Annotated in this window: 18 protein-coding genes; 11 read left to right on the top strand and 7 right to left on the bottom strand. The window is 75.1% G+C overall.

All coding sequences use genetic code 11. The annotated features are described in order from the left end of the window. The first annotated feature begins 45 nt into the window (after positions 1–45). The 9 genes from IE305_RS28490 (at position 46) to moeZ (ending at position 11,462) form a co-directional block, all read left to right on the top strand. Positions 46–1,773, top strand: coding sequence for an ABC transporter substrate-binding protein (locus IE305_RS28490; RefSeq protein ID WP_190132672.1), 1,728 nt, complete (start codon positions 46–48; stop codon positions 1,771–1,773). Continuing rightward, a complete protein-coding gene (locus IE305_RS28485) occupies positions 1,770–2,771 on the top strand; it encodes an ABC transporter permease (RefSeq protein ID WP_190132671.1) in 1,002 nt (333 codons plus the stop codon). The genes IE305_RS28490 and IE305_RS28485 overlap by 4 nt, the downstream gene beginning before the upstream one ends. Beyond that, the gene (locus tag IE305_RS28480) at positions 2,768–3,757 is read left to right on the top strand and encodes an ABC transporter permease (protein WP_190132670.1); all 990 of its coding nucleotides are present in this window, start codon (positions 2,768–2,770) and stop codon (positions 3,755–3,757) included. The genes IE305_RS28485 and IE305_RS28480 overlap by 4 nt, the downstream gene beginning before the upstream one ends. 5 nt (positions 3,758–3,762) lie before the next feature. Further along, positions 3,763–5,448 (top strand): dipeptide ABC transporter ATP-binding protein, encoded by a 1,686-nt coding sequence (locus IE305_RS28475; protein ID WP_190132669.1) that lies wholly within the window; start codon positions 3,763–3,765, stop codon positions 5,446–5,448. Between the two features lie 156 nt (positions 5,449–5,604). After that, entirely contained in the window at positions 5,605–7,167 is a 1,563-nt protein-coding gene (locus IE305_RS28470) for a DUF3492 domain-containing protein (RefSeq protein WP_190132668.1), read from the top strand. Next, complete coding sequence (locus tag IE305_RS33595) at positions 7,164–8,432, top strand: hypothetical protein (RefSeq protein ID WP_190132667.1); 1,269 nt, start codon at positions 7,164–7,166, stop codon at positions 8,430–8,432. The genes IE305_RS28470 and IE305_RS33595 overlap by 4 nt, the downstream gene beginning before the upstream one ends. A gap of 78 nt (positions 8,433–8,510) precedes the next feature. Beyond that, positions 8,511–9,425, top strand: coding sequence for an NAD-dependent epimerase/dehydratase family protein (locus IE305_RS28460; RefSeq protein ID WP_190132666.1), 915 nt, complete (start codon positions 8,511–8,513; stop codon positions 9,423–9,425). Then, positions 9,413–10,204 (top strand): spherulation-specific family 4 protein, encoded by a 792-nt coding sequence (locus IE305_RS28455; RefSeq protein WP_190132665.1) that lies wholly within the window; start codon positions 9,413–9,415, stop codon positions 10,202–10,204. Before IE305_RS28460 ends, IE305_RS28455 begins: the two co-directional genes overlap by 13 nt. A 79-nt stretch (positions 10,205–10,283) precedes the next feature. Continuing rightward, the gene (gene moeZ / locus IE305_RS28450) at positions 10,284–11,462 is read left to right on the top strand and encodes an adenylyltransferase/sulfurtransferase MoeZ (RefSeq protein WP_190132664.1); all 1,179 of its coding nucleotides are present in this window, start codon (positions 10,284–10,286) and stop codon (positions 11,460–11,462) included. Between the two features lie 59 nt (positions 11,463–11,521). Here the strand turns inward: moeZ and IE305_RS28445 are convergent, their stop codons facing one another. The 7 genes from IE305_RS28445 to IE305_RS28415 all read right to left on the bottom strand — a co-directional run bounded on the left by IE305_RS28445 (position 11,522) and on the right by IE305_RS28415 (position 21,858). Then, a complete protein-coding gene (locus IE305_RS28445) occupies positions 11,522–13,108 on the bottom strand; it encodes an alpha/beta hydrolase (protein ID WP_190132663.1) in 1,587 nt (528 codons plus the stop codon). A gap of 10 nt (positions 13,109–13,118) precedes the next feature. Next, positions 13,119–14,171 (bottom strand): hypothetical protein, encoded by a 1,053-nt coding sequence (locus tag IE305_RS28440; protein WP_190132662.1) that lies wholly within the window; start codon positions 14,169–14,171, stop codon positions 13,119–13,121. A 100-nt stretch (positions 14,172–14,271) separates the two neighbouring features. Further along, on the bottom strand, positions 14,272–15,870 hold the full coding sequence (locus tag IE305_RS28435; RefSeq protein ID WP_190132661.1) for an alpha/beta hydrolase: 1,599 nt from the start codon (positions 15,868–15,870) through the stop codon (positions 14,272–14,274). A 102-nt stretch (positions 15,871–15,972) separates the two neighbouring features. Then, positions 15,973–17,904, bottom strand: a complete 1,932-nt coding sequence (locus IE305_RS28430; RefSeq protein WP_190132660.1) for an ABC transporter permease — start codon at positions 17,902–17,904, stop codon at positions 15,973–15,975. A 5-nt stretch (positions 17,905–17,909) separates the two neighbouring features. Next, positions 17,910–18,713: a molybdate ABC transporter substrate-binding protein gene (modA, locus tag IE305_RS28425; protein ID WP_190132659.1), complete on the bottom strand. Its 804-nt coding sequence runs from the start codon at positions 18,711–18,713 to the stop codon at positions 17,910–17,912. A gap of 16 nt (positions 18,714–18,729) precedes the next feature. After that, entirely contained in the window at positions 18,730–19,137 is a 408-nt protein-coding gene (locus tag IE305_RS28420) for a TOBE domain-containing protein (protein ID WP_190132658.1), read from the bottom strand. A 66-nt stretch (positions 19,138–19,203) separates the two neighbouring features. Beyond that, positions 19,204–21,858 (bottom strand): lysylphosphatidylglycerol synthase transmembrane domain-containing protein, encoded by a 2,655-nt coding sequence (locus IE305_RS28415; RefSeq protein WP_190132657.1) that lies wholly within the window; start codon positions 21,856–21,858, stop codon positions 19,204–19,206. A gap of 210 nt (positions 21,859–22,068) precedes the next feature. Here IE305_RS28415 and IE305_RS28410 point away from each other — a divergent pair, with 210 nt between their 5' ends. Together IE305_RS28410 and IE305_RS28405 are read left to right on the top strand one after the other, a co-directional pair. Continuing rightward, positions 22,069–22,443 carry an MGMT family protein gene (locus IE305_RS28410; RefSeq protein WP_308440284.1) on the top strand — a complete coding sequence of 125 codons (375 nt, stop codon included), beginning with the start codon at positions 22,069–22,071 and terminating at the stop codon, positions 22,441–22,443. Between the two features lie 171 nt (positions 22,444–22,614). Continuing rightward, complete coding sequence (locus IE305_RS28405) at positions 22,615–26,043, top strand: ATP-dependent helicase (RefSeq protein WP_373311770.1); 3,429 nt, start codon at positions 22,615–22,617, stop codon at positions 26,041–26,043. The last annotated feature ends 39 nt before the right edge of the window (positions 26,044–26,082 follow it).

Here is a 26,082-nt window from a genome sequence, read left to right as displayed (position 1 = left end):
CGCCGCCGTCCGCGGCGCGCACCCACCCGCGAAAGGCATGCCGTCATGCGTCAACCCACCGCCCTCTCCCGCCGTATCGCCGTGGCCGTCGTCACCGCGGCCCTCGTCGGAGGCGCCGCCGCCTGCGGCCCCGAGAAGAACGGCGCCGGTGCGAGCGGCGGCGGAGGCGCCGGCGGCACGCCCCACAAGGGCGGCACCCTCACCGTCCTCAACAGAGCCCCGCAGAAGACCTTCGACCCCGCCCGGCTCTACACCTCCGGCGGCGGCAACATCCCCTCCCTCGTCTACCGCACCCTCACCACCCGCAACCGGGAGAACGGCGCCGAGGGCACCAAGGTCGTCCCCGACCTCGCCACCGACACCGGCACGCCCAGCAACGACGCCACGGTGTGGACGTTCCGTCTCAAGGACGGGCTGACGTACGAGGACGGCACCCCCATCACCGCCGCCGACATCAAGTACGGCGTCGAGCGCTCCTTCGCGCCCGAGCTCTCCGGCGGCGCGCCCTACCTGCGCGACTGGCTGACCGGCGGCGACACGTACCAGGGGCCCTACAAGGAGAAGAAGGGGCTCGACGCGATCGAGACGCCCGACGAGAAGACCATCGTCTTCCACCTCCGCAAGTCCGAGGGCGACTTCCCCTTCCTCGCCACCTCCACCCAGTTCACGCCCGTCCCCAAGGACCGGGACACCGGCCTGAAGTACGCCGAACACCCCGTCTCCTCCGGCCCGTACAAGGTCGTGAAGAACGACAACGACGGCGAGCACCTGCTGCTGGAGCGCAACCCGCACTGGTCCGAGGAGACCGACAAGGAGCGGCACGCCTACCCCGACCGCATCGACGTCCGCTCGGGCCTCGACCCGGCCGTCATCAACCAGCGCCTCGCCGGCGGCCAGGGCGCCGACGCCGCCGCCGTCACCACCGACACCAACCTCGGCCCCGCCGAACTCGCCAAGGTGAGCACCGACAAGCAGCTCTCCGCGCGCGTCGGCACCGGCCACTTCGGCTACACCAACTACCTGGCGTTCAACCCGAAGTCCAAGCCGTTCGACGACCCGCGGGTGCGGCAGGCCGTCGCGTACGCGATCAACCGCACCAGCGTGATCAACGCCGCCGGCGGCTCCTCGCTCGCCGAGCCGGCCACCACCTTCCTGCCGAACCAGAAGTCGTTCGGTCACACCCCCTCCGACCCGTTCCCGGCCGGCGCCACCGGCAACGCGGACAAGGCCAAGGAGCTGCTGAAGGAGGCCGGGTACGGCGACGGGCTGGAGATCACCCTCACCCACAGCACCGCGCAGGACTTCGAGACCGGCCCCGACATCGCCACCGCCGTCCAGGCCGCCCTCAAGCCGGCCGGCATCACCGTGAAGCTCCGCGGCCTGGAGGACAAGGACTACGACGAGAAGACGCACAGCCTCGCCCAGCAGCCCGACTTCTTCCTCGCCCACTGGGGCGCCGACTGGCCCTCCGGCGGCCCTTTCCTCGCCCCCGTCTTCGACGGCCGGCAGATCGTCAAGGAGGGGTCCAACTACAACTACGCCCGCCTCGACGACCCCGCCGTCAACGACGAGATCGACGCCATCAACAAGATCACCGATCATGCGGAGGCCGCCCGCCGCTGGGGCGCCCTCGACCGGAAGATCGGCGAGCAGGCCCTGACCGTGCCGCTGTTCCACCCTGTCTACAAGCGCCTCTTCGGCAAGGACGTCAAGAACGTCGTCATCAGCGACTGGACCGGTGTCCTCGACGTCTCCCAGGTCGCCGTCAAGTGAGCACCGCCGTCACCACTCAGCAGGAGACCGGGGCGGACGCCGTCGCCGCCCCGGCCCCCGCCCCCGCCCCCGGGCAGTTCCTGCGACGGCTGCGGGCCCGCAAGGGCGCCCTCGTGGGCGCCGGGGTGCTCGGGCTGCTCGTCGTCCTCGCCCTCGCCGCGCCGCTGCTGGCCGCGCTGGAGGGGCAGGACCCCACCACGTACCACGACGCCCTCGTCGACTCGGCGCGCGGCGGCGTCCCCCTCGGCGACTTCGGCGGCATCAGCGCCGACCACTGGCTCGGCGTCGAACCCGGCACCGGCCGCGACCTGTTCACCCGCCTGCTGTACGGCGCCCGCGTCTCCCTGCTCGTCGCCGTCGGCGCCACCCTCGTCCAGGTCCTCGTCGGCGTCACCGTCGGGCTCACCGCGGCCCTCGGCAACCGGCTCGTCGACACCGTGCTCAGCCACGTCTCCGACGTGATGGTCGCCCTGCCCATGCTGATCTTCGCCATCGGCCTGACCGCCGTCGTCCCGCAGGACTTCCCCCGGCCCCTGCTGCTGGTCCTCGTCATCGGCCTGCTCAACTGGGGCGCCACCGCCCGCCTCGTGCGCGCCCAGGCCACCACCCTGAACAAGCTCGATTACGTCGCCGCCGCCCGGCTCACCGGTGCCTCGCCGCTGCGCGTGGCCCGCCGCGAACTGCTGCCCGCCCTCGCCGCACCCGTCCTCACGTACGCCGCGATCCTCGTACCCGTCAACATCGTCTACGAGGCGTCGCTGTCCTTCCTCGGCGTCGGCGTCCGGCCCCCCACCCCCTCCTGGGGACAGATGCTCTCCTCCGCCACCACCTGGTTCCAGGCCGACCCCGCCTACGTGCTGCTGCCCGCCCTCATGCTCTTCGTCACCGTGCTCTCCTGCACCGTCCTCGGCGACGCCGTCCGCACCGCCCTCGACCCGCGCGAAGCCTCCCGCCTGCACATCGGACGGCGCACCGGCCGCAAGGGAGGCGCGGCATGACCGGCTACCTCCTGCGCCGCGTCCTGGGCGCCCTCGTGGTGCTCCTCGCGCTGTCCGTCCTCGTCTACGCGCTGTTCTACCTGGCGCCCGGCGACCCCGCGCGCCTCGCCTGCGGCCCCCGCTGCAACCCGGAGCAGATCGCCCAGGTCCGCGACCAGCTCGGCCTGAACGACCCCGTGCACGTCCAGTACGCGCACTTCCTCCAGAGCCTCGTCGCCGGCCACGACTACTCCACCGGCACCGGCGTCCAGCACTGCGCCGCGCCCTGCCTCGGCCGCTCGTACCAGAACGACCTGCCCGTCACCGACCTGATCGTCCAGCGGCTGCCCGCCACCGTCTCCCTCGCCCTGGGCGCCATGGTGCTGTGGCTGCTCCTCGGCGTCGGCGCCGGCCTGCTCTCCGCGCTGCGCCGCGGCGGCATCACCGAGCGCCTCGTGACCTGGCTCGTCCTCGCCGGCGCCGCCACCCCCGTCTTCATCACCGGGCTGATGCTCCTCATGGTGTTCTGCGCCCAGCTGGAGTGGCTGCCCTTCCCCAGCTACGTACCGCTCACCGAGGACCCCGAGCAGTGGGCGTGGAACCTGCTCCTGCCCTGGCTCGCCCTCGCCCTCCTGGAGTCGGCCAAGTACGCGCGGCTCACCCGCAGTTCCGTACTGGAGGCGCTCGCGGAGGACCACATCCGCACCTTCCGCGCCTACGGCGTGAGCGAGCGCTCCCTCGTCCTCCGGCACGCCCTGCGCGCCGCGCTGCCCCCGGTGATCGCCCTCACCGCCGTCGACCTGGGCACGATGCTCGGCGGCGCGATGCTCACCGAGACGCTCTTCGGCCTGCCCGGCATCGGCCAGCTGATCGTCCAGGCCACGCGGACCGTCGACCTGCCCGTCGTCGTCGGCGTCGTCCTCGTCACCGGGGCCGCCGTCGTGCTCGCCAACATCCTGGCGGACGTCCTGCACGCCGTCACCGACCGAAGGGCGGCCCTGCGATGACCACCATGACCGGCCCACTTGTCTCCGTCGAGGGCCTGACCGTCGACTTCCCCGGCCGCGACGGCGACGTACGCGACGGAGCCGTACGCGCCGTCGACGGGCTCTCCTTCACGCTCGCGCCCGGCGCCGCCCTCGGCATCGTCGGCGAGTCCGGCTCCGGCAAGAGCACCGCCGCCTACGCGCTGCTCGGCCTGCACCGCGGCACCGGCGCCCAAGTCACCGGCACCGTCCGCGTCGCCGGCCACGACGTGCAGGCGGCCGACGACGCCACCCTGCGGAAGCTGCGCGGCGGCACCGCCGCCATGGTCTTCCAGGACCCCCTCTCCTCCCTCGACCCCTACCAGGCCATCGGCGACCAGATCGCCGAGGTCCACCGCCTGCACCGGCCCGGTACCACCCGCCGCGCCGCCCGCGCCCGCGCCGTGGCGGCGCTCGACCGCGTCGGCATCCCCGACGCCGCCCGCCGCGCCCGCTCCCGCCCGCACGAGTTCAGCGGCGGCATGCGGCAACGCGCCCTCATCGCCATGGCCGTGGCCTGCGAGCCGCAGCTGCTGGTGGCCGACGAGCCCACCACCGCCCTCGACGTCACCGTCCAGGACCGCATCCTCGCCCTCCTGCGCGAACTGCGCGAGGAGACCGGCATGGGACTCGTCCTCGTCACCCACGACCTGGGCGTCGCCGCCGGCAGCGTCGACGAGCTGCTGGTGATGAAGGACGGCCGGGCCGTGGAGCGCGGCCCCCTGCGGCCCCTGCTGCACGCGCCGCGCGCGCCCTACACCCGCGAGCTGCTCGCCGCCGTACCGCGCGTCGAAGAGCGCCGCACGCCCCCGGCCCCCGCCGCCACCGCCCCCGAGGTGCTGCTGGAGGCCACCGGGCTGCACCGCACCTTCGGCCGCGGCCGGCACGCCGTCACCGCCGTCGACGACGTCTCGCTGACCGTCCGCGCCGGCGAGACCGTCGGCATCGTCGGCGAGTCCGGCAGCGGCAAGACCACCCTCGGCCGCATGCTCGTCCGGCTCCTCGACCCCGGCGCCGGCGAGCTCCGCTACCGCGGGCAGGACATCGGCCGGCTCCGCGGCCGCGACCTGCGCGCCGTCCGCGGCGACCTCCAGATGGTCTTCCAGGACCCCGCCTCCTCCCTCAACCCCCGCCGCAGCATCGGCGAGTCCGTCGCCGACCCGCTGCGCGCCGCCGGCCGGCTCACCGAAAACCGGATCATCGGACGGGCGAAGGAGCTGCTGGAGCGCGTGGGCCTGGACCCGGACGCGTACCACCGCTACCCGCACGAGTTCAGCGGCGGCCAGCGGCAGCGCGTGGGCATCGCCCGCGCCCTCGCCCCCGAGCCCCGGATCGTCGTCTGCGACGAACCGGTCTCCGCCCTCGACGTCACCACCCAGGCCCAGGTCGTGGCCCTACTGGCGGAGTTGCAGCGCGACCTCGGCCTCGCCCTGGTCTTCATCGCCCACGACCTGGCCGTCGTCCGCCAGGTCAGCGACCGGCTCGTCGTCATGCGCCACGGCCGCGTCGTCGAGGAGGGCCCCGCCGACGAGGTCTACGACCACCCCCGCGACCCGTACACCCGCGGCCTGCTCGCCGCCGTCCCCGCCCTGCCCCCGGCGCCCGCGGGCCCGGCGGACCCCGGCCTCGCGGGCCCCGCCGGTGCCGCTGTGCGCCGGAATGCGGTGGCATAGCGGGAAACAACGCGCTGTCGGCAGGAAAGTCACTCCTGTTCACCCCTTCCGGTGGCGCGACGGACAACCGTCCGCCGCGCCACCGGGAAGCGCGCATAGCGTGCTCCCCGCTGCCGTAACGGCGGCTTCCGACCAGGGAGAACCGGGGGTGCGTTCGTGCGTGTGGGACTGCTGTCCGAGGGCGGGTATCCGTATGCGGCCGGCGAGGGAGGGGAGTGGTGCGACCGGCTGGTCCGCGGGCTCGGCCAGCACGACTTCGAGGTCTACGCCCTCAGCCGCAACGCCCACCAGGAGGACAGCGGCTGGTACGCCCTGCCCGGCAACGTCCGCCGCGTCCGCGCCGCACCCCTGTGGGGCGGCCCCGCCGCCGGCGGCACCGGCACCGCCGCCGGGCCCTACGGCCGCGAGCAACGCCGCCGCTTCACCGCCCACTTCGGCGACCTGGCCGCGGCCATCACCCTGCCGGGCGACCAGGCGTACCGTTTCACCGAGGGCCTCCTCGGCCTCGCCGACCTGGCCCGCGACGAAGGCGGCCTCCCCGCCGCCCTCCGCTCCGAACTCGCCCTGCGCGCCCTGGAGAACGCCTGCCGCGCCCCCGGCGCCCACCCCGCCGCCTACGGCACCCGCGTCGCCGACCTCCTCGTCGTCGCCGGCCTCCTCGAACGCGCCCTGCGCCCCCTCTCCCTCGACTGGTACGGCACCGCCGACGGCGACCGCGGCCTCGCGGCCGTCGACCTGTGCCACGCCACCTCCGCCGGGCCCGCCGCCCTCCCGGGCCTCCTGGCCAAACGCTTCTTCGGTATCCCCCTCCTCGTCACCGAATACGAGGTCCGGCTGCGCGCCTTCTACCTCGCCGGCCCCGACCACCTCTCCGTGGCCGTCCGCACTCTGCTGTCCGCCTACGAACGCCAGCTGACCGCCCTCGTCTACCGCGAGGCCGCCGTCGTCACCTCCGGCGACGGCCAGGGCCGCCGCTGGCAGGAGCGCTGCGGCGCCCCCCGCGACCGGCTGCGCACCGTCCACCCCGGCACCGACGCCGCCCTCTACGAAGCCGTCGGCGAGGCCCTCACCCCCGCCGCCCCGCCGCCCGGCGGCCCCGGCAGCGGCGTCGTCGTATGGGCCGGCGGACCCGTCGAACCCCACCTGTGGGAAGCCCTCGCCGCCATCCGCGTCGCCGAACCCGGCGTACGGCTGAGAATCGTCGGCGCACCCCCGGATACCGCCGGCACCCCGTCCGGCCCCCCCGAAGGCGTCACCTACGACCGGCCGCGCGGCCCCGAGGACTACGCCCCCGCCGACGTCGTCCTGCACTCCGGCGCCGCCGACGGCTTCCCCTCCACCCTCGTCGAGGCCATGCTCTGCGCCCGCGCCACCGTCTCGCCCGACACCGGCGTCGTCCGCGAAGTCATCGGCGGCACCGGCCTCGTCGTGCCCCCGCAGGACCCCCGCGCCCTCGCCGAGGCCGTCCTCGCCCTGCTCCGCGACCCCGGCCGGCGCACCCGGCTGGGCGCCGCCGCCCGCGCCCGCGCCCTGGAACTCTTCACCGTGGAACAGAACGTCTCCGCCTTCGGCGCCCTCTACCTCGAAGTCCTCTCCCGCGCCCCCGTGCAGCACGCCAAGCCCGACCCGTCCGTCCCCTTCTCCCACGCCGCCGGCGCCCAGCCGCCCCTCACCGGCTCCCGCCGCGCCACCTCTCCCACCTGGGCGGGGCGCCCATGACACCGCTGCCCACCTCCGTGCGTACGGGCATAGCCGGGGAAGCGGCCGAGGACGCCCTCACGGTCACCACGGAACCCCTCACCACGGAACCGGTCACCACCGGACCGGCCGGCACGGACACCGCCGACGGTGCCGACGGTGCCGGCACCGATCCCGGCGCCGACGCCCGCCCCGCCCCGCCCGCCGACCCCGTCAAGGCCCTCATCCGGCAGCACCACGCCCTGTGCGCCCACGCCGTCGACCCCCTGGGCATCGCCGCCGGACTGGAGGCCCGCGGCATCACCGACCGCACCGCCGCCGCGTACCGGCACCGCGACGTCTTCACCCTCGCCGAGGAGATCCACGCCCGCGTGGAACGCCCCCGCGACGACGACACCGCGCCCGCCACCGCCGTACCCGGCGACGGGACCGGCACCGGTCCCCGCCCCGGGGCCTGCGACGCCCTGCGCACCCCGTGGGGCACCGCCGGCGCCCTCGCCTGGGCCTGGCTCGCCGCCCACGCCCTCCTCGGCGACCAGCTCCTCACCGCCCTCCTCCACGGCCGCCACGGCCGGCCCGTCCCCGCCCTGCTCGCCACCGCCCTCACCGCCTCCCTGCCCACCGCCCTCGCCCTGGCCTGCGCCGTGGCCCCCGCCGCCTGGGGCGCCCACTGGTTCGCCGCCCGCGCCCGGCACGCGCTCGCCACCAGCCGGAGCCTCGCCGAGTTCGCCGCCCGCGTCCGGCCCGCCCTGCTCACCGTCACCGCCCTCGTCCTCGCCACCCTCCCGGCCGCCCTGTGGCCCGCGCTCACCGCCTCCCTGCCCGCCGCCCACCGCACCCCGCCCCTGGCGGCCTGCGCCGCCGTCACCGCCCTCGGCACCCTGCTCTTCCTCGGCCGGCTGCTCGCCGCCCACGGCCTGCCCCGGCCCGCCGTCACCGCCGCGGTGGCGGCCGCCACCGCCGAGGCCCTGGCCACGGCCACCCTGCTCGCCGCCCGCATCCCCGGCTGCGAGGCCCTCCGCTGGCCCGTCGCCTGGGCCGTCACCGCCCAGGGCCCCGCCGTCGTCCCCCTCGCCGCCTGCGCCCCCGCCGCCCTCGCCCTGCTCGCCCACGCCGTCCCCGCCCTGTCCCGGGCCTCGGTCCACGGCCCGGCCCCCGCCCCGGACCGCGCCCCGGTCCACCACCCGGACCAGCACCCGGACCACGCCCCGGACCAGCACCCGGACCACGACCCCGCCCGCGGCCCCGCCCACGACACCCCGGCCGGCACCGCACCGGCCCGGTGACCCCACCCCCAAGAGGAGACCCAGGAAGATGACCGTTCACCCCGTTCCCCCCACCCGGCGAGAGCGAGGGCACGACCGATGAGAGTCCTGCTGCTCGGCGCCAACGGTTACCTCGGCCGCTTCGTCGCCGACCGGCTGCTCGCCGACCCCGCCGTCCAGCTCACCGCCCTGGGCCGCGGCGACGACGCGGACGTCCGCTTCGACCTGGCCACCGGCAGCCCCGGCGCGCTGACCCGGTTCCTCAACGCCGTCCACCCCGGCGTCGTCATCAACTGCGCCGGCGCCACCCGCGGCGGCGCCCGCGACCTCGCCCGCCACAACACCGTCGCCGTCGCCACCGTCTGCGAGTCGCTGCGCCGCAGCGGCTGCGGCGCCCGCCTCGTCCAGGTGGGCTGCTCCTCCGAGTACGGGCCCTCCCAGCCCGGCTCCACCACCGCCGAGGACGCCGTGCCCCGCCCCGGCGGCCCGTACGGGGTCAGCAAGCTCGCCGCCACCGAACTCGTCCTCGGCTCCGGCCTCGACGCCATCGTGCTGCGCGTCTTCTCGCCGGTCGGCCCCGGCACCCCGGCCGGCTCGCCCCTCGGCCGGCTCGCCGAGGCCATGCGCCGGGCCATGCAGAACGGCGACAACGAGCTCAAGCTCACCGGCCTCGGCGTCCAGCGTGACTTCGTCGACGTCCGCGACATCGCCCGCGCCGTGCACGCCGCCTCCCTGTCCGCCGCCCAGGGCGCCGTCAACATCGGCACCGGCCGCGCCGTACGGCTGCGCGACGCCGCCACCCTGCTCGCCCGCGTCGCCGGCTTCGGCGGCGCCCTGCACGAACTCGACGACCCCCACCTGGGCGCCCCGCCCGCCTACCCCTACCCCGACGGCTGCGGCGTGTGGCAGCAGGCCGACGTGCGCACCGCCCGCGACCGGCTCGGCTGGCGGCCCCGGATCAGCCTGGAGGAGTCGCTGGCCGACATCTGGATGGAGGCCGCGTGTCGCATCTGACCTCGCCCGGCCACCGCCGGGGCGTCGCCGCCCGCAAGGCCCCGCTGCGGCTCGCCGTGCCCGGCTTCGCCCACCCCCTCGTCGCCCCCGCCGAGTGGGGCGGCCTCCAGCGCGCCGGGCTGCCGCTCGACTGGGTGGTGCTCGGCGCCGCCGCGCCCACCGGCCCCGACTCCTTCGCCGGCGGGCCCGGCGGCCGCCAGGACCCGTACTGGCTGTCCGCCGCCGTCCCGCTGCGCAGCAACGGCGTCCGCGTCCTCGGCCACCTCGACACCGGCCACGGCGCCCGGCCCTTCGGCGAACTCCTCTCCGACGCCCAGCGCTTCCTCAACTGGTACCGCGTCGACGGGTTCGCCCTCGGCCGCTGCCCCGCCGACGCCGCCGGCCTGCCCTGCACCCGCCGGCTCACCGGCGCCCTGCGCACCCTCCTGCCCGGCGCCCACGTCGTGCTGATGCACGGCACGCACGCCTGCGAGGGGTACGCGGCGCTCGCCGACCAGTTGGTGACCTACGCCGGCCCCTGGTCCGGCTACCGCTGGTCGCAGGCGCCCGCCTGGACCGCCGGGCACCCGCCGGAGCGGTTCTGCCACCTCGTGCACGGCGTGCCGCTGACGCACCTCGACGAGGCGCTGCGCATCGCCCGCTGGCAGGGCGCCGGCACGGTCTACGTCACCGACCGCACCGACCACGGCGGCGGGCGGGGCGCCCTCGACCCGTGGGAGTGCATGCCCGGCTACTGGGACGATCTTGTCTCGCGCATCGGACCTGGTGTCTCGGAATGAGACGGGGCGTGGCAGTGTTACGGGCAATGAAGCCGCGTCCATGTTCCCCGCGCCCGCGGGGATGACCCCTGGAGTCCCCGTGTCGCTGCCACCGCTGGTCGAGCCGGCATCCGAGCTCACCGTCGACGAGGTCCGTCGGTACTCCCGCCACCTGATCATCCCGGACGTCGGGATGGACGGGCAGAAGCGCCTGAAGAACGCGAAGGTGCTGTGCGTGGGGGCCGGCGGCCTCGGTTCGCCGGCCCTCATGTACCTCGCCGCCGCCGGGGTCGGCACCCTCGGCATCGTCGAGTTCGACGAGGTCGACGAGTCGAACCTGCAGCGGCAGATCATCCACTCCCAGGCCGACATCGGCCGCTCCAAGGCGGAGTCGGCGCGCGACACCGTGCGGGGCATCAACCCGTACGTGGACGTGGTGCTGCACCAGGAGCGCCTGGACTCCTCCAACGTGATGGAGATCTTCGCCCAGTACGACCTGATCGTCGACGGCACGGACAACTTCGCCACGCGCTACCTGGTCAACGACGCGTGCGTGCTGCTGAACAAGCCGTACGTGTGGGGCTCGATCTACCGCTTCGACGGCCAGGCGTCCGTCTTCTGGAGCGAGCACGGCCCCTGCTACCGCTGCCTCTACCCCGAGCCCCCGCCGCCGGGCATGGTGCCGTCGTGCGCCGAGGGCGGCGTGCTGGGCGTGCTGTGCGCGTCCATCGGGTCGATCCAGGTGAACGAGGCGATCAAGCTGCTGGCGGGCATCGGCGAGCCGCTGGTCGGCCGGCTGATGATCTACGACGCGCTGGAGATGACCTACCGCCAGGTCAAGGTCCGCAAGGACCCCGACTGCGCGGTCTGCGGCAAGAACCCCACGGTCACCGAGCTCATCGACTACGAGGCGTTCTGCGGCGTGGTGAGCGAGGAGGCGCAGCAGGCCGCCGCCGGCTCCACGATCACCCCGGCCCAGCTGAAGGAGTGGCTGGACGCGGGCGAGAACATCGACGTCATCGACGTCCGTGAGCCCAACGAGTACGAGATCGTGTCCATCCCGGGTGCGCGGCTGATCCCGAAGAACGAGTTCCTGATGGGCACCGCGCTGCAGGACCTGCCGCAGGACAAGAAGATCGTCCTGCACTGCAAGACGGGTGTCCGCTCGGCGGAGGTGCTGGCGGTGCTGAAGTCCGCCGGGTTCGCCGACGCGGTGCACGTGGGCGGCGGCGTGATCGGCTGGGTGAACCAGATCGAGCCGCACAAGCCGGTGTACTGACGGGTGCCGGTTCACGGGCCCGCTCGCCCATGGCGAGCGGGCCCGTTCCGTATGTGTCCCTACCCGCCGCAGGTCGTCCCGTCCGCCGGGACCTTGCCGTCCAGCAGGTGGGCGTCGACGGCCTTGGTGGCGCAGCTGCTCACCCCGTACGTGCCGTGGCCCTCGCCCTGCACGGTGAGCACGACGCCCACGCCCTTGCCGAGCCGGCCGGCCATGGCGCGGGCGCCGGCCACGGGGGTCGCCGGGTCGCCGGCGTTGCCCACGACGAGGATGGGCGGGGCGCCGGCGGCGGTCACGTCGGACGTCTTCCACCGGCCCTTCACGGGCCAGCCCGTGCAGGACAGCATCGACCAGGCCGCCGACTCGCCGAACACGGGGGAGGCGGCGCGGAATTCCGGCAGGTGCTGCCGCACGTCGTCGACGGTGTAGCGCTGTTCGGCGTCGGCGCAGGAGATGGCCCGGTTGGCGGCCTGGAGGTTGCTGTAACGGCCGTCGGGGGAGCGGCCGGAGATGCTGTCGAAGAGCAGCAGCAGGGTGTTGCCGGTGCCCTTGTCGATGGCCTCGCGGAGGCCCACCGTCAGGTACCGCCAGGTGTCCTTGGAGTAGAGGGCGGCGGCGATGCCGTTCACGGCCTCGTCCTGGGTGAGTTTGCGGCTGCCGTCGGTGGGGAGCGGCGTGGCGTCGAGCCGCTTGAGGAGCGCGGTGATGTCGTCCAGGGAGGAGCAGCGGGCGCCGCCGAGGCCGGCGGAGGCGCCGCCGGAGGAGCAGTCCTTGAGGTAGTCGTCCAGGGCCAGCTGGAACCCCTTGGCCTGGCCGATGCCGCCCTGCAGCGGGTCCTGGGTGGGGTCGACGACGGCGTCGAGGACGGCGCGGCCGACGTTCTTCGGGTAGAGGTGGGCGTAGACGCCGCCGAGTTCGGTGCCGTAGGAGATGCCGAAGTAGTTGAGCTTCTCGTCGCCGAGCGAGGCGCGGATGCGGTCCATGTCGCGGGCGGCGTCGACGGTGCCGACGTGGGGGAGGACCGTGCCGGAGTTCTTGGCGCAGGCGTCGACGGCCTTCTTGTTCTCGGCGAGGAGCGTGCGGAGTTCGGCGTCGTCGTCGGGGGTGGCGTCGGTCTGGAGGGACGCGTCGAGTTCCCGGTCGCTCTGGCAGGTCACGCCGGCGCTCTCGCCGACGCCGCGCGGGTCGAAGCTGACGAGGTCGTAGCGGTCGCGCAGGGTGCCGTAGCCGTCGGCGAGCGCGGGCAGGGTCGCGACGCCGGAGCCGCCGGGGCCGCCGAAGTTGAAGACGAGCGAGCCGATGCGCCGGTGCTGGTCGCGGGCCTTCGTACGGATCAGCGCGAGCTCGATCTTCTTGCCGTCCGGCTGGTCGTAGTCGAGCGGTACGGGCAGTCTCGCGCACTCCCAGCCCTTGCCGGGGGCCTTGCCGCCGCCCTGGGCGGCGGTGGGTGCCGGGCAGGAGGACCAGGAGAGCCGTACGGCGGGGGAGGTCGTGCCGCCGGTCCCGGTGCCGCCGGCGGTGCCGGGGGTGTTCTTGCTGTCGGTGCCGGCCCCGTCCTGGCCGCTGCACGCGGTGGCGGCGGCGGTCAGCACGAGCGCGAGGACGACGGAGGCGAGGGGGGTGACCCGTGGCCGAGAGGGACTCATTCCATGCACTCTACGGAGGAATGGTCCCCTCCCCTCCGTGGCGTCCCCGGCGTACGGGCGCCGGGGGAGGGAGCGCGTGACCTCGGAGGGAGCGCGGGGGCGCGCAGCCCTTCCGTGCGCTGAGGGCGCGGACGAACCGCGGGAACTCCGGGGCGGGGGTGGTGGAGCGGGCCTTCCACGGCGCGCGGGCCGTGAAGACGGTGGTGCGGCCTCCGCAGTCGGTGCGGAGGAGGGTGCGGTCCTCGGGGAGCCCGTCGAAGAGGGCCACCAGCCCGGGGCGGGCCAGCATGGTCGCGGGCGTGGTCCGTAACGAGCAGCTGAGGAAGTCCTCCTGTGCCTCCCGCGGGTGCGTGCCCAGGTGGGCCGTGCAGTCGGGCGGGGCGGTGGCCGGGCCGTCGTGGGGGCTCGCGTGCGGGGTGCGGGGCGGGGTGTCGCGGGGGGCGCTCTGCGGGGCGTGCTGCGGGCCGGGCGGTTCGGTGACGTCGGTGACGGCCGTCGCGGCCCCGGCCGGCACCGTGGCCGAGGGGGCGCAGCCGGTGGCCCGCGCCGCGTGGTGGGCCGCCTCCAGCAGCAGCCGGCCGGTGCGGGCCGGCGTGGAGTCGAAGGTGCCGGTCAGCGTGAGCACCGTCGGCCTGCCGTCCACGTCGCAGGGGCGCGGCAGCACGAGCGTGCCGGACACGGCCGTGACGAAGCCGGGGATGCCGTCCGGCAGGGCCGTGTCGTGGCCCGTGAAGAGGCCCGCCAGCCAGGCCCTGCGCTCGTCGGCCGCCGCCGGGCCGGGCCCGTAGCGCAGGTCGATGCCGCGCCGGTCCTCCGGTCCGCCGGCGCCGAGCCAGCTGAGCGTGCAACGGCCTGTGGGGCGGCGGCGCGTGGGCGCCTCCTCCCGCACCTGGCGGCCGGCGGTGCCGCGCGGCGACGGGCCGGCGTCCTCGCGCCACGTGCCCCAGCAGTAGGCGCGGTGCCGGTCCTCCAGCGGGCCCGACTGGGTCTGCCACAGCGCCACGACGGCCGCGACGAGGGCGGCGACGGCCAGCGCGCCGGTGAGCGTCCGCCCGTATGCCACGTGCCCTCCCCTCGTACTGCCGAGTGCGGGCGATGGTAGTGCGGGCCCCGGACCGTCCCGTCCGCCCATTAAGTAGTACCGGAGTGCTGTGCTATGGGTCCTATGAACACACCGTGCCGCGCCCCGGAACGGTGCCTTCCATCAGGTATGCGTCAACTGCCTTCTTCACACAGGCATTGCCGCTGTCGTACGCGCCATGGCCTTCGCCCCGGTACGTCATCTCCACGCCCACCCCCGGGCCCAGCTCCTGCGCCATCCGCCGCGCACCCTCGTAAGGGGTCGCCGGGTCACCGGTGTTGCCGACCACGAGGACCGGCGCCGCGCCCTTCGCGCTCACATCGGGCGTCTGCCATTCGCCCTTTACGGGCCAACCGGAGCACTGGAGCAGGCTCCACGCCATGAAGTCCCCGAACACGGGCGACGCCTTGCGGAACTCCGCCCGCTTCGCCTCGACGTCCTCCGGGCCGTAGCGCTGCGCGAAGTCGGCGCAGGTGACGGCGGCGAGGGACGCCTGGAGCGAGCTGTAGCGGCCGTCCGGGCCGCGGCCGTTCATCGAATCGGCCAGCGCCAGCAGGATCTTGCCGTCGCCGTTCTCCGCGTCCTCCACGCCCTCGGTGAGGTAGTCCCAGAAGTCCTTGGAGTAGAGGGACTGGGCGATGCCGGTGGTGGCCAGGGACTTGGTGAGGGTGCGGCCCGCCGGGTCGCCGGTGGGGATGGGCTTCTTGTCCAGCCGGTCGAGCAGCGCCGTGATCTGCTGCTCCGTGGGGCAGTTGTCGTGCGTGCGCGTGCAGGCGGTCATGTAGTTGCCGAGCGCGAGCTGGAAGCCGGCGGCCTGCGCGAGGGCGCTGCGCACCGGGTCGGTGGTGGGGTCCACGACGCCGTCGAGCACGCCCCGGCCGACGTTCTTCGGGAAGAGGTGGGCGTAGACGCCGCCGAGTTCGGTGCCGTACGAGATGCCGAAGTAGTGCAGCTTGTCGTCGCCGAGCACCTGCCGCATCAGGTCCATGTCGCGGGCCGCGTTCGCCGTGCCGACGTACGGCAGGATCTTCCCGGAGCGCTGCCGGCAGCCGTTGTTGTACTGGTGGATGCGGTCCAGCAGCGCCTTGGCGGCGGCCGGGGTCGCGGGGGCGGCGTCCGCCGCGTAGTAGGCGTCGAGCTGCTTGTCGTCGAGGCACGTGACGCCGTCGCTGCGGCCCACGCCGCGCGGGTCGAAGCTGACGAGGTCGTAGCGGGTGCGGAGGGTGCGGTAGTCGTCGGCGAACGAGGGGAGCGTGGTGACGCCGGAGCCGCCGGGGCCGCCGAAGTTGAAGAGCAGCGAGCCGATGCGGTGGCTCTGATCGGTGGCCCTCGCCCGGATCATGGCGATGCCGATGGTGCCGCCGTGCGGGTGCGCGTAGTCCAGCGGGGCGCGGAGCGTCGCGCACTCCCAGTCCTTGCCGGGGGGTCTGCCGGCGCCGCTGTCCTCGCTGCTGTTGGGCGGCGGGCAGGTCTTCCAGTCGAGCTTCTGCGTGGCCAGGTCCGAGGGGGCGGGTTCCGGTCCCGCGGTGGATATGGTGTCGCCGCTCCGTGGGCTGCCGGAGCCGGTGCCGGTCCTCGCCGCGTCCTTGCCGCTGCACGCCGTGGCCGTCAGCAACAGTGCGCACGCGCAGAGAAGGGCGCGGGCGCCGGGCGCCCGTACGGGTCTGGACACGCTGTCCATCCTCGGGGCGCGCGGTGCGGGGCGCGCGCGGTGCGGGCGTACGGGTTACGGGCTCTGGTGCCGGCGTCCTAGGAGCCGTCCTGCAGCTGTCCCTCGGCTGCTCTACAGCGTGACGAACCTGACCTCGGTGGTCTTGATGCTCGCCCACACCGTGGCGCCCTCCGTCAGGCCCAGGCCGGCCGCGGCGGCCGGGGTGAGCTCGGCGACGAGCGGCGTGCCGTGCGGTTCCGCCGCGACGAGGGTGCGGAGCCGGCCGCCCTGCGCGGTGATCTCCCGGACGGTGCCGTGCCAGACGGTGCGGGCGCCGGCGCCCTTGGGTGCGGTGGCGTGGAGGGAGACGGCGTGGGGCGGTACGACCGCCAGGCCGGGTGCGGCGCCGGCGGGGGCGTCCGCGGTGCGGAGGGTGGCGCCCGTCGTGAGGGCGAGGGTGCCGTCCCCGGCCGCCTCGGCCTCCCACGCGTTGTCGCCCAGCATGCGCGCGACCCACGGGGAGCGCGGCCGGCGGGTCAGTTCGGCGGGCGTGGCGTACTGCGTGACCCGGCCGTCCTCCAGCACGAGCACGTGGTCGGCGAGCGACACCGCCTCCACGGGGTCGTGCGTGACCATCAGGCACACCCCGGGGAAGGCGGCGAGGTGCGTGCGCAGCGTGTGGCGCACGTGGGCGCGGGTCGTCTGGTCCAGCGCGGTCAGGGGCTCGTCGAGGAGCAGCAGGCGCGGCCCGGCGGCCAGCGCGCGGGCCAGGGCGACGCGCTGGGCCTGGCCGCCGCTGAGCCGGCCGGGGCGGCGGCCGGCCAGGTCCGGGCCGATGCCGAGGCTCTCCAGCCACTGCCGGGCGGTGGCGTGCGCGCGGGCCTTGGGCACGCCCTGGGCGCGCAGCCCGTACGCGGTGTTGGCGACGGCCGTGAGGTGCGGGAAGAGCGCGCCGTCCTGCGGCACCCAGGCGGCGCGGCGGCGGTGCGGGGGAGCGGTGGCGGGGGTGGTGGCGCGGTCGGTGAGGCCGAGGAGCGCGCGGAGCAGGGTCGACTTGCCGGCGCCGTTGGGGCCGACCACGGCGATGGTGGTGCCGGGTGCCGCGTCGAGGGCCGCGGTGACGGCGCCGGTGACGGTGGTGCGCAGGGGCTGGGGGGTGGGGTGGGGGTGTGCGGGGGGTGGTGCTGCGGGCTCGGGGGGCGTGGGCCCTGCGGGGTCGGTGGGGTCGGGCGGCGCGGGGCGTGGGGTCCGTACGGGGCGCCGGCCCGTCCAGTTGCCCCGCAGCAGGACGAGGACGGCCGTCGCCGCGGCCAGGAGGACCAGCGACAGGGCCGTCGCGCCCTCGGGGTCGTCCTGGAGCAGCAGGTATACCTGGAGCGGCAGGGTCTGGGTCTCGCCCGGCAGGTTGCCCGCGAACGTGATGGTCGCCCCGAACTCGCCCAGCGCCCTGGCCCAGCACAGCGCCGCCCCGGCGACGAGGCCCGGCGCCGTCATGGGGAGCGTGATCGTCCGGAAGACCCGGAGGGGGCTCGCGCCCAGGGACGTCGCCGTCTCCTCGTAGCGGGCGTCCAGGGCGGACAGGGTGCCCTCCAGGCTGATCACCAGGAACGGCATGGCGACGAACGTCGCGGCGAGGACGGCCCCGCCCGTCGTGAAGGGGAGGGAGACGCCCAGCCACGCGTCCAGGAGCTGCCCGGCGACGCCCTGCCGTCCGTAGCCCTGGAGCAGGGCCACGCCGGCCACCGTCGGGGGCAGCACCATGGGCAGCAGGACCAGGCAGCGGACCAGCGCCTTGCCGCGGAAGTGCGTACGGGCCAGCAGCCAGGCGAGCGGTACGCCGAGCACCAGGGACAGCGCGAGGGCGCCCGTCGAGACCGTGAGGCTGAGGGACAGGGCCTCCTTCACGGCGGGCGAGGCGAGGCGCGCGGGCAGGGAGCTCCACGGGGTGCGGGCGAGGATGCCGGCCAGGGGCAGGAGCAGGAACGTCACCGCCAGCGCCGCCGGCACCACCAGGGGGAGGGGGAACCGCCCGGCGGGCAGGTGCGGGCGCGTGCGGGACCTCATGGACCTCACGGCTGCTGGAAGCCTGCCTTGCGGAGGATCGCCTGGGCCTCGTCGGTGCCGAGCCAGGCGACGAACTCCTTCGCCTGCTCGGGGTGCTTGGCGTTCTTCAGGGTGGCCGCCGGGTAGGAGGCGACGGCGTTCTGCGCGTCGGGGATCGTGACGGTCGTCACCTTCTGCTTGTTCTGCTTGGCGGTGGCGTCCGTGACGTAGACCAGGCCCGCGTCGGCCTCGCCCAGGGTGACCTTGCTGAGGACGGCCCGGACACTGGGCTCCTGCGAGACCGGTGCGACGGTCACGTGCTGCTCGTCGAGGACCTTCTTGCTGTAGCGGCCCGCCGGTACCTGCGGCGCGGCCAGGACCACCTTCAGGTCGGAGCGGGAGAGGTCGGCCAGGCCGTGGATGCCCTTGGGGTTGCCGGGGGCCGTCGCGATGGTGAGGCGGTTCTTGGCGATGGTGGTGGGCTTGCCGGTGCGCGCGGCGAGGTCGTCCATCGTCCTGGTGTCGGCCGTCACGAGGGCGTCGGCGGGCACGCCCTGCCGGACCTGGGCCGCCAGCTCCTGGGAGCCCGCGAAGGAGAAGGTGAGGCGCGTGTCCGGGTGCTTCTTCTCGTACGCCTTCTTCGCCTCGCCGAAGACGTCGGTGAGGGAGGCCGCGGCGAGGACCGTCACCTGCTGCGGCGCGTCGCCCTTCCCGGAGGGGGAGGACGTGGGGGACGTGGAGCAGGCGGTGAGGGCGAGGAGGGCTGTGGCGGCAGTGGCTGCGGCGGTGAGGGCGCTCTTGGCGCTCTTGGCCCGGAACGTACGGGGCATGGGTGCTCGGTCCCTCTCAGGCGCCGTCGGGGGCGCGGTCGATGTGGACGTTGGTGGCCTTGACGCGGGCCACGGCCTCCATGCCGACGGCCAGGCCCAGTTCCTCGACCGCCTCGCGGGTCAGCAGGGACACCAGGCGGTGCGGGCCGGCCTGGATCTCCACCTGCGCGGCGACGTCGCCGAGCTTCACCGCCGTGATGATGCCGGGGAACGCGTTGCGCGCGCTGGTGTGCGACGGCTCGCCGGGCTTGTCCGGTTCGCTCGCCAGGGCGGTGGCGAAGGCCGCCAGGTCCGTGCCCTCGACGAGGCGCCGGCCGGTCTCGTCCCGCCGGGTGGGCAGCCGGCCGGCGTCGGCCCAGCGGCGGACCGTGTCGGGGCTGACGCCGAGCAGCCGTGCTGCCCCGCCGATGGTGTACGTGCGCATGTGCGGCACCGTATGGCCCTGCGGGCCGCATCTGCAAGGCGGATCGGCTCCTGTGACCGGCAGGTGCTAGATCGCTTCCTTGCGGGTGAGGTGGTTGAAGCACAGCCAGCCGGGGAGGACCGGCAGCCACAGCGTCATCAGGCGGAAGAGCAGGACGGCGGGCGCGGCCTGCTCGGCCGGCAGGCCGGCGAACGTCAGGGCCGTGGTCAGGGCGAATTCGACGGCGCCGACGCCGCCCGGTGTGGGGGCCGCGGAGCCGAGGGCGTTCGCGGTGAGGAAGACCACCGCGATGCTGGCGTAGCTGAGCTCGCCGCCGAAGGCGCGGATCGCCGCGTCGAGGCACATCACGTTGGCCGCGGTCAGCAGCAGCATGCCGCCGATGCCCGACAGCAGCTTCTGCGGGCGCTGGAGCACGTCCAGCATGCGCGGCACGACGCCGGCGAAGAGGGAGCGCAGCCGGGTGGAGACGAACTTGCGCAGCACCGGGATCGCCGCGACCACCAGCACGAGGACCGCCGCCGTGAGCAGGCCGCCGATCACCGTGCGGGAGGGGCCGAGCGTCGAACTGCGTTCGGTGCCGGTGATGTAGCCGAACGACAGCAGCAGCATGATGTGGCAGGCCAGGCCGAACAGCTGCGAGGCGCCCACGCTGGCCACCGCGAGGCCGGGCCGGACGCCGGCGCGCTGGAGGAACCGCGTGTTCAGGGCCACGCCGCCCACGGCGGCCGGCGCCACCAGCTTCACGAAGGACCCCGCGACCTGGGCCAGCACCGTGCGGCCCATCGACACCTTCTCCGGTACGAAACCGAGCAGGCTGAGCGCCGCCGCGACGTACGTCAGCGCCTGGAACGCGACGGCGACCGCGACCCACACCAGGTTGGCCCGGACCAGGTCGCCGAACTTGATGTGCGTCAGCTGCGACAGCAGGAAGTACGCGGCGAAGGCGCCCGCCACGAAGCTGATGAGCGTGCGCGGCTTGATGCGTTCGAGACGTACGGGCTCTATGGGTGCCTGGGGGCGGATGAGGAGGACCTCGCGGCGGATCTGCGCGAGCAGGTCCTCGTCGCGCGCCTCTTCCCTGGCCTCGTCGAGGGCCTTCTTCTCCGCCTGCCGCTCGGCCTTGAGCGCCTTGCGGTCGCTGACGGCCTCGCTGCGCGCCTCCTTGGCGGCGCGGGCGGCCTCCAGGACGCGGTCGCGTTCGCGCTGCGCGCGCTCGCGCGCGAGCTGGCGCAGGGTGCCGCGGCTCACGCGGGTCAGGGCGAGCGGCTGGAGCAGGGGCAGGCTGTCGGCGATCGCGTCGGGGCCCAGGACGCTCACGCCGGTGGCGACCGCGCGCTGCGCCCCGACCCGGAGGCCGAGCGTCACGAGGAGCTGGGCGACGTCCATGCGCAGCACCAGGTCGCCCGCCGCGATCTCACCGCCGCGCAGGTCGGTGAGGACGACGTTGCCGGAACGATCCACCAGCAGGGCGTCCCCGTCGAGCCTGCGGTGGGCGATGCGCCGCGACTGGAGGGCCTCCAGCTGGCGCCACGCGCCCCGCATCAGGTCGTCGGTGAACTCCTCCTCCGGCAGGGCGTCCAGCGTGCGGGCGCTCACATGCTCGTAGATCAGCATCACCGCGTCCGGGCCCAGCTCGGAGGTGGCGATCAGCTTGGGCGCGTTGGCGCCGGCGGCGATCGCCGCATAGGCGAGGAGGGCCTCCTGCTCCAGGGCCTGCCGCAGCGTCAGCAGGCTGCGGCGCTGCGTCATGCTGCGCAGCGCCAGGCGGTGCCACACGCGGTAGAAGAAGCCCTGCGCCTGCTGCTCGCGGTCGACGACGGTCACGTCGAGGGGTGGGCCGTCCTCGAGGGTGACCAGGTAGCGGCGGCCCCGGTCGGGGTGGCGCTCGGCCTCGGCCGGGTCCTCGGTGCGCAGCGCGCTGACGGGCTTGAACCCGACCCGGCGCAGGCCCGCGAGGAGGTGCTGGCCGGTGGGGCGGACGTTGGGGGAGCCGACGGCGTAGAGGGTGCCGTAGGCCACCGTCCAGCCGATGAGCACGGTCACGACGATGGAGAACGGCGTGCTGTAGCCGTTGACCAGCACCGCGAACGCGTCCAGCAGCAGTACCGCCCACATCGCCACCCGCCAGCGCGGGCGGCGCGACATGCCGACGGCCGTCATGTAGGCGATGACGGGGGCGAGGTAGCCGTGCACGGGGTCGGTGACCGCGCCGGTCGGCGAGTGCGTGGTGAGCGCGTCCCGGATCGACGCGGGGGCGGTCTTCGCCACCCACAGGTCGGTGGCCAGCGCGGCGCCGTGCGCCAGCACCGCCGCCAGCACCCCGTCGGCGATGCGCAGCCCGTCCCGTTTGATCAGCCGTTCGATGGCGAAGGCCACCGGCACGATGAAGATCGCGACGTTGGCGCCGAGCCCCGCGAAGTGCGCCAGCAGCTCCGGCGCCTTGACGGTGCGCTCGCCGATGTCGCGCTCCAGGCCCGCCGTGGTGCCGTGGGCGAACGCCGCCAGCGCCAGCACCAGGGCGATGCCCACGATGCCCAGGAACATGCGGACCAGGTCGGCGGGGCGGTGGACGCGGGCGGGCAGCAGCGGCTCGTCGCCGGAGATCTTGTCGATGTGGACCTCGCCGCCTTCACCGTCGCACGGCAGCCCTCGGGGGGCGCCGGCCCCTCCATGGGTCCGCGCGCCCTGCTGCTCGTGCGTCTCTTCTCGGTCTCTTATCACCTGTCACCGCCCGGAAGATGGTGGCATGACCCGGCGGGGCAAGGGGGTATCAGGGTGTATTTCGGGGGCGCGGACTGTGGATCGTACGCCCTGTAGCGCCCCGGCGCACTCTGAGTGATCTTGTGGAGGCTCCGGCTCCGGGTGCGGCTCCGGGTGTCCGTCGCCCTGGAGGGTGCGGGTGGTGTCCGAGGGGTGCGGCAAGATGGGCGGGTGACTGAGCTTCCCGGCCACCCGGAGTACGCGGAGAGGGTGCTGACCGTCGCCGAGCACATCCCGCCCGGCCGCGTGATGACCTACGGGGACGTCGCCGAGTACCTGGGCGAGGGCGGCCCCCGCCAGGTCGGCCGGGTCATGGCCCTCTACGGCGCCGCCGTGCCGTGGTGGCGCGTCGTCCGCGCCGACGGCGTCCTGCTGCCCGGCCACGAGCAGCGCGCCCTGGCCCACTACCGGGACGAGGGCACCCCGCTGCGCACCACGGCGGCCGGGCCCCCACGCATCGCGCTGGCCCGCGCCCGGTGGGACGGGGTGAGCGGCGGCCCGGACGACGTGGACGAGGCGGACGACGGTGTGAATCCGCACACGTGACCGGCCCGGGTGGGGCGGGGCGCCAGCCCCGTCCGTCCCGTACGACACCCGAACGGACGACGCCCCGCGAGACCGGTGACGCCGCACGCGACGCCCTGCGCCCCACCCTGCCCCTGGCGTAGCGTCGGGGGCCGCACCCCGCACCGCACACCCCCAGGACCGGCAATCCACGTGAGCTCCTCCCCGTCCTCCCACCCGGCCGGCGCGTACCGCCTCCTGCGCACGCCGCCGGCCCCCGTGGCCCTTCCTGAGCTGGACGCACGCCAGCGCGCCGTGGTTGACCACGCGCACGGGCCGCTGCTGGTGCTCGCCGGGCCCGGCACCGGGAAGACCACCACGCTCGTGGAGGCCGTCGCCGAGCGCGTCCGCCGCGGCACCGCCCCCGAGCGGCTCCTGGTGCTCACCTTCAGCCGCAAGGCCGCCGTCGAACTCCGCGACCGCATGGCGGCGCGAATGGGGGGCGCGCACGCCCCCCAGGCCACCACCTTCCACTCCTACTGCCTCGCCCTGCTCGCCGCCCACGAGGACACCGGCCTCGACGCCGCACCGCCGCGGCTGCTCTCCGGCCCCGAGCAGGACGTCATGGTGCGCGAGCTCCTCGCCGGCGAGGTCGCCCTCGACCAGGAGGGCCGCGGCCGCGTCCGCTGGCCCGGCGACCTGCGCGCCTGCCTCACCACCCGCGGCTTCGCCGACGAGATGCGCGCCGTCCTCGCCCGCACCCGCGAGCTGGGCCTCGGCCCCACCGAGCTCGGCTCGTTCGCCCGCCGCACCGGCCGCCCCGACTGGGCCGCCGCCGCGTCCTTCCTCGCCGAGTACCTCGACGTCCTCGACCACCGCGGCGTCCTCGACTACGCCGAGCTGGTGCACCGCGCCGTGCTGCTCGCCGGGCGCCCCGAGGTCGCGGCGCGGCTCGCGGGGGCGTACGACGCGGTGTTCGTCGACGAGTACCAGGACACCGACCCCGCGCAGGTGCGGCTGCTGCACGCCCTGGCCGGCGGCGGCCGCACCCTCGTCGCCTTCGGCGACCCCGACCAGTCCATCTACGCGTTCCGCGGTGCCGACGTCGGCGGCATCCTCGACTTCCCGCACGCCTTCCCCCGCCACGACGGCACGCCGGCGCCCGTCGCCGTCCTCACCACCTCCCGCCGCTCCGGCGCCGCCCTCCTCGCCGCCACGCGCCTCCTCACCCGCCGCATGCCCCTCACCCGGCTCCCCGCCGACGCCGTCCGGGCCCACCGGGAGCTGACGGCCGTCCGGGAGGGCGGCCGCGTCGAGGCGTACACCTACCCGACGGCCGGCGCGGAGACCGACAACATCGCCGACGTCCTGCGCCGCGCCCACCTGGAGGACGGGGTGCCGTGGCACGAGATGGCCGTCCTGGTCCGCGCGGGCGCCCGCTCGATACCGTCCCTGCGCCGCGCCCTCACCTCGGCAGGCGTCCCGGTGGAGGTGGACGGCGACGACATCCCCCTACGCGACGAACCGGCGGTGGCCCCCCTGCTGACGGCACTGCGCGTGGCGGCGGAGTGGGCGGCGGAGGGCGTCGCGGCGGAGGGCGTTGAGGTGCCTGCTCGTGAGACGGATTCGGACGGGCGGGAGGGTGAGGAACCCGCGCCGAAGGCGCGGCCCACGACGCACCCGCACCCGGAGACGGACAGCACCCCGGAGGGCCACCCGCACCCGCACCCGGAGACGGCCCGCACCCCGGAGGGGACCCGCGGGGCCCTGGCCCCCGAGACCGCGCTCACCCTCCTCACGTCACCCCTCGGCGGGATGGACGCCGCCGACCTGCGCCGCCTCGGCCGCGCCCTCCGCGAGGAGGAGCGGGCCGCCGGGGCACCGGAGGGGCGCCTCCCGCGCCCCTCCGACGTCCTCGTGGCCGAGGCCCTGGCCGACCCCGCACGGCTCGACGCGCACGACCCGGCGTACGCACGCCCCGCCCAGCGCCTGGGCGCCCTCCTGCACCGGGCCCGCGCCGTCCTCGCCGGCGGCGGCACCGCCGAGGACGCCCTGTGGACCCTGTGGGACGGCACGCCGTGGCCCGGCCGCCTCCAGCGCGCCGCACACCGCGGCGGCCCCGCCGGCCGCAACGCCGACCGCGACCTGGACGCGGTGTGCGCCCTGTTCGAGACCGCCGCCCGCGCAGAGGAACGCACCGGCGGCCGCGGCGCCCTCAACTTCCTCGACGAACTCGCCGCCCAGGACATCGCCGCCGACACCCTCACCCGCCGCGCCGTGCGCCCCGACGCCGTACGGCTGATGACCGCGCACCGCTCCAAGGGCCTGGAATGGCGGCTCGTGGTCGTCGCCGGCGTACAGGAGGGCCTCTGGCCCGACCTGCGGCGCCGCGGCTCCCTCCTGGAGGCCGACCGCATCGGCCGCGACGGCCTCGCCGAACCCCTCAGCGCCGCCGCGCTGCTCGCCGAGGAACGCCGCCTCTTCTACGTCGCCGCGACCCGCGCCCGCGAACGCCTCGTCGTCACCGCCGTCAAGGCCGCCGCCGAGGACGGCGACCAGCCGTCCCGCTTCCTCGCCGAACTCGGCACCGAACCCGTCGACGTCACCCAGCGGCCCCGCCGCCCCCTGGCCGTCGCCGCCCTCGTCGCCGAGCTCCGCGCCACCACCGTCGACCCCGGCGCCTCGCCCGCGCTGCGCGCCGCCGCCGCCCGCCGCCTGGCCCGGCTCGCCGCGCTCCGCGACGAGGAGGGCACCCCCCTCGTACCCACCGCCCACCCCTACCGCTGGTGGGGCCTGCACGACGCCACGCACAACGACACGCCGCTGCGCGCCCCCGACCGGCCCGTGGCCCTCTCCGGCTCCGCCCTCGGCCAGCTCACCGCCACCTGCTCCCTCCAGTGGTTCCTCGGCCGCGAGGTCAAGGCCGACACCCCCGCCACCGCCGCCCAGGGCTTCGGCAACGTCGTGCACGTCCTCGCCGACGAGGTCGCCTCCGGCCGCACCCCCGCCGACCTGGCCGTGCTCATGGAACGCCTGGAGTCGGTGTGGGACGCCCTCGCCTTCGACGCGCCGTGGAAGTCGGCGCAGGAGAAGGAGAACGCCCGCGCCGCCCTCGAACGCTTCCTGCGCTGGCACGTCATGGAACGCGACCGCGTTCCCGTCGCCACCGAGCACCCCTTCGACGTCACGCTGAAGGCCGAGCAGTACCTGGTGCGCATCCGCGGCTCCATGGACCGCGTGGAACGCGACTCCCAGGGCCGCGCCTACGTCGTCGACTTCAAGACCGGCAAGAACGCGCCCTCCGGCAAGGAGGTCGAACGCCACCCGCAGCTCGCCGTCTACCAGCGCGCCGTCCAGGAGGGCGCCGTCGACGACCTGTTCGGCGGCGCCCGGCCGCCCTCCGGCGGTGCCGAACTCGTCCACCTGCGGCAGGGCGCGGCGAAGAAGGACGGCGGCGACGCCCTGCCCAAGGTGCAGGCCCAGGAGCCCCTGGAGGGGGAGTGGGTCGGCGAGCTCCTGGCGGAGGCCGCCGGGCGCGTCCTGGAGGAGCGGTTCGCGCCCCGCCCCGGGCAGCACTGCACCCACTGCGCCTTCCGCGCCTCGTGCACGGCACGGCCCGAGGGCCGGCAGATCATCGAATGAGGATCGCCGCATGAGGATCGTCGCATGAGGACGCGAATG

The sequence above is a fragment of the Streptomyces mashuensis genome, assembly GCF_014654785.1.
Classification (GTDB): Bacteria; Actinomycetota; Actinomycetes; order Streptomycetales; family Streptomycetaceae; genus Streptomyces; species Streptomyces mashuensis.
The sequence above is the reverse complement of the archived record's forward strand: the minus strand, read 5'-3'. Positions and strand labels throughout refer to the sequence as shown.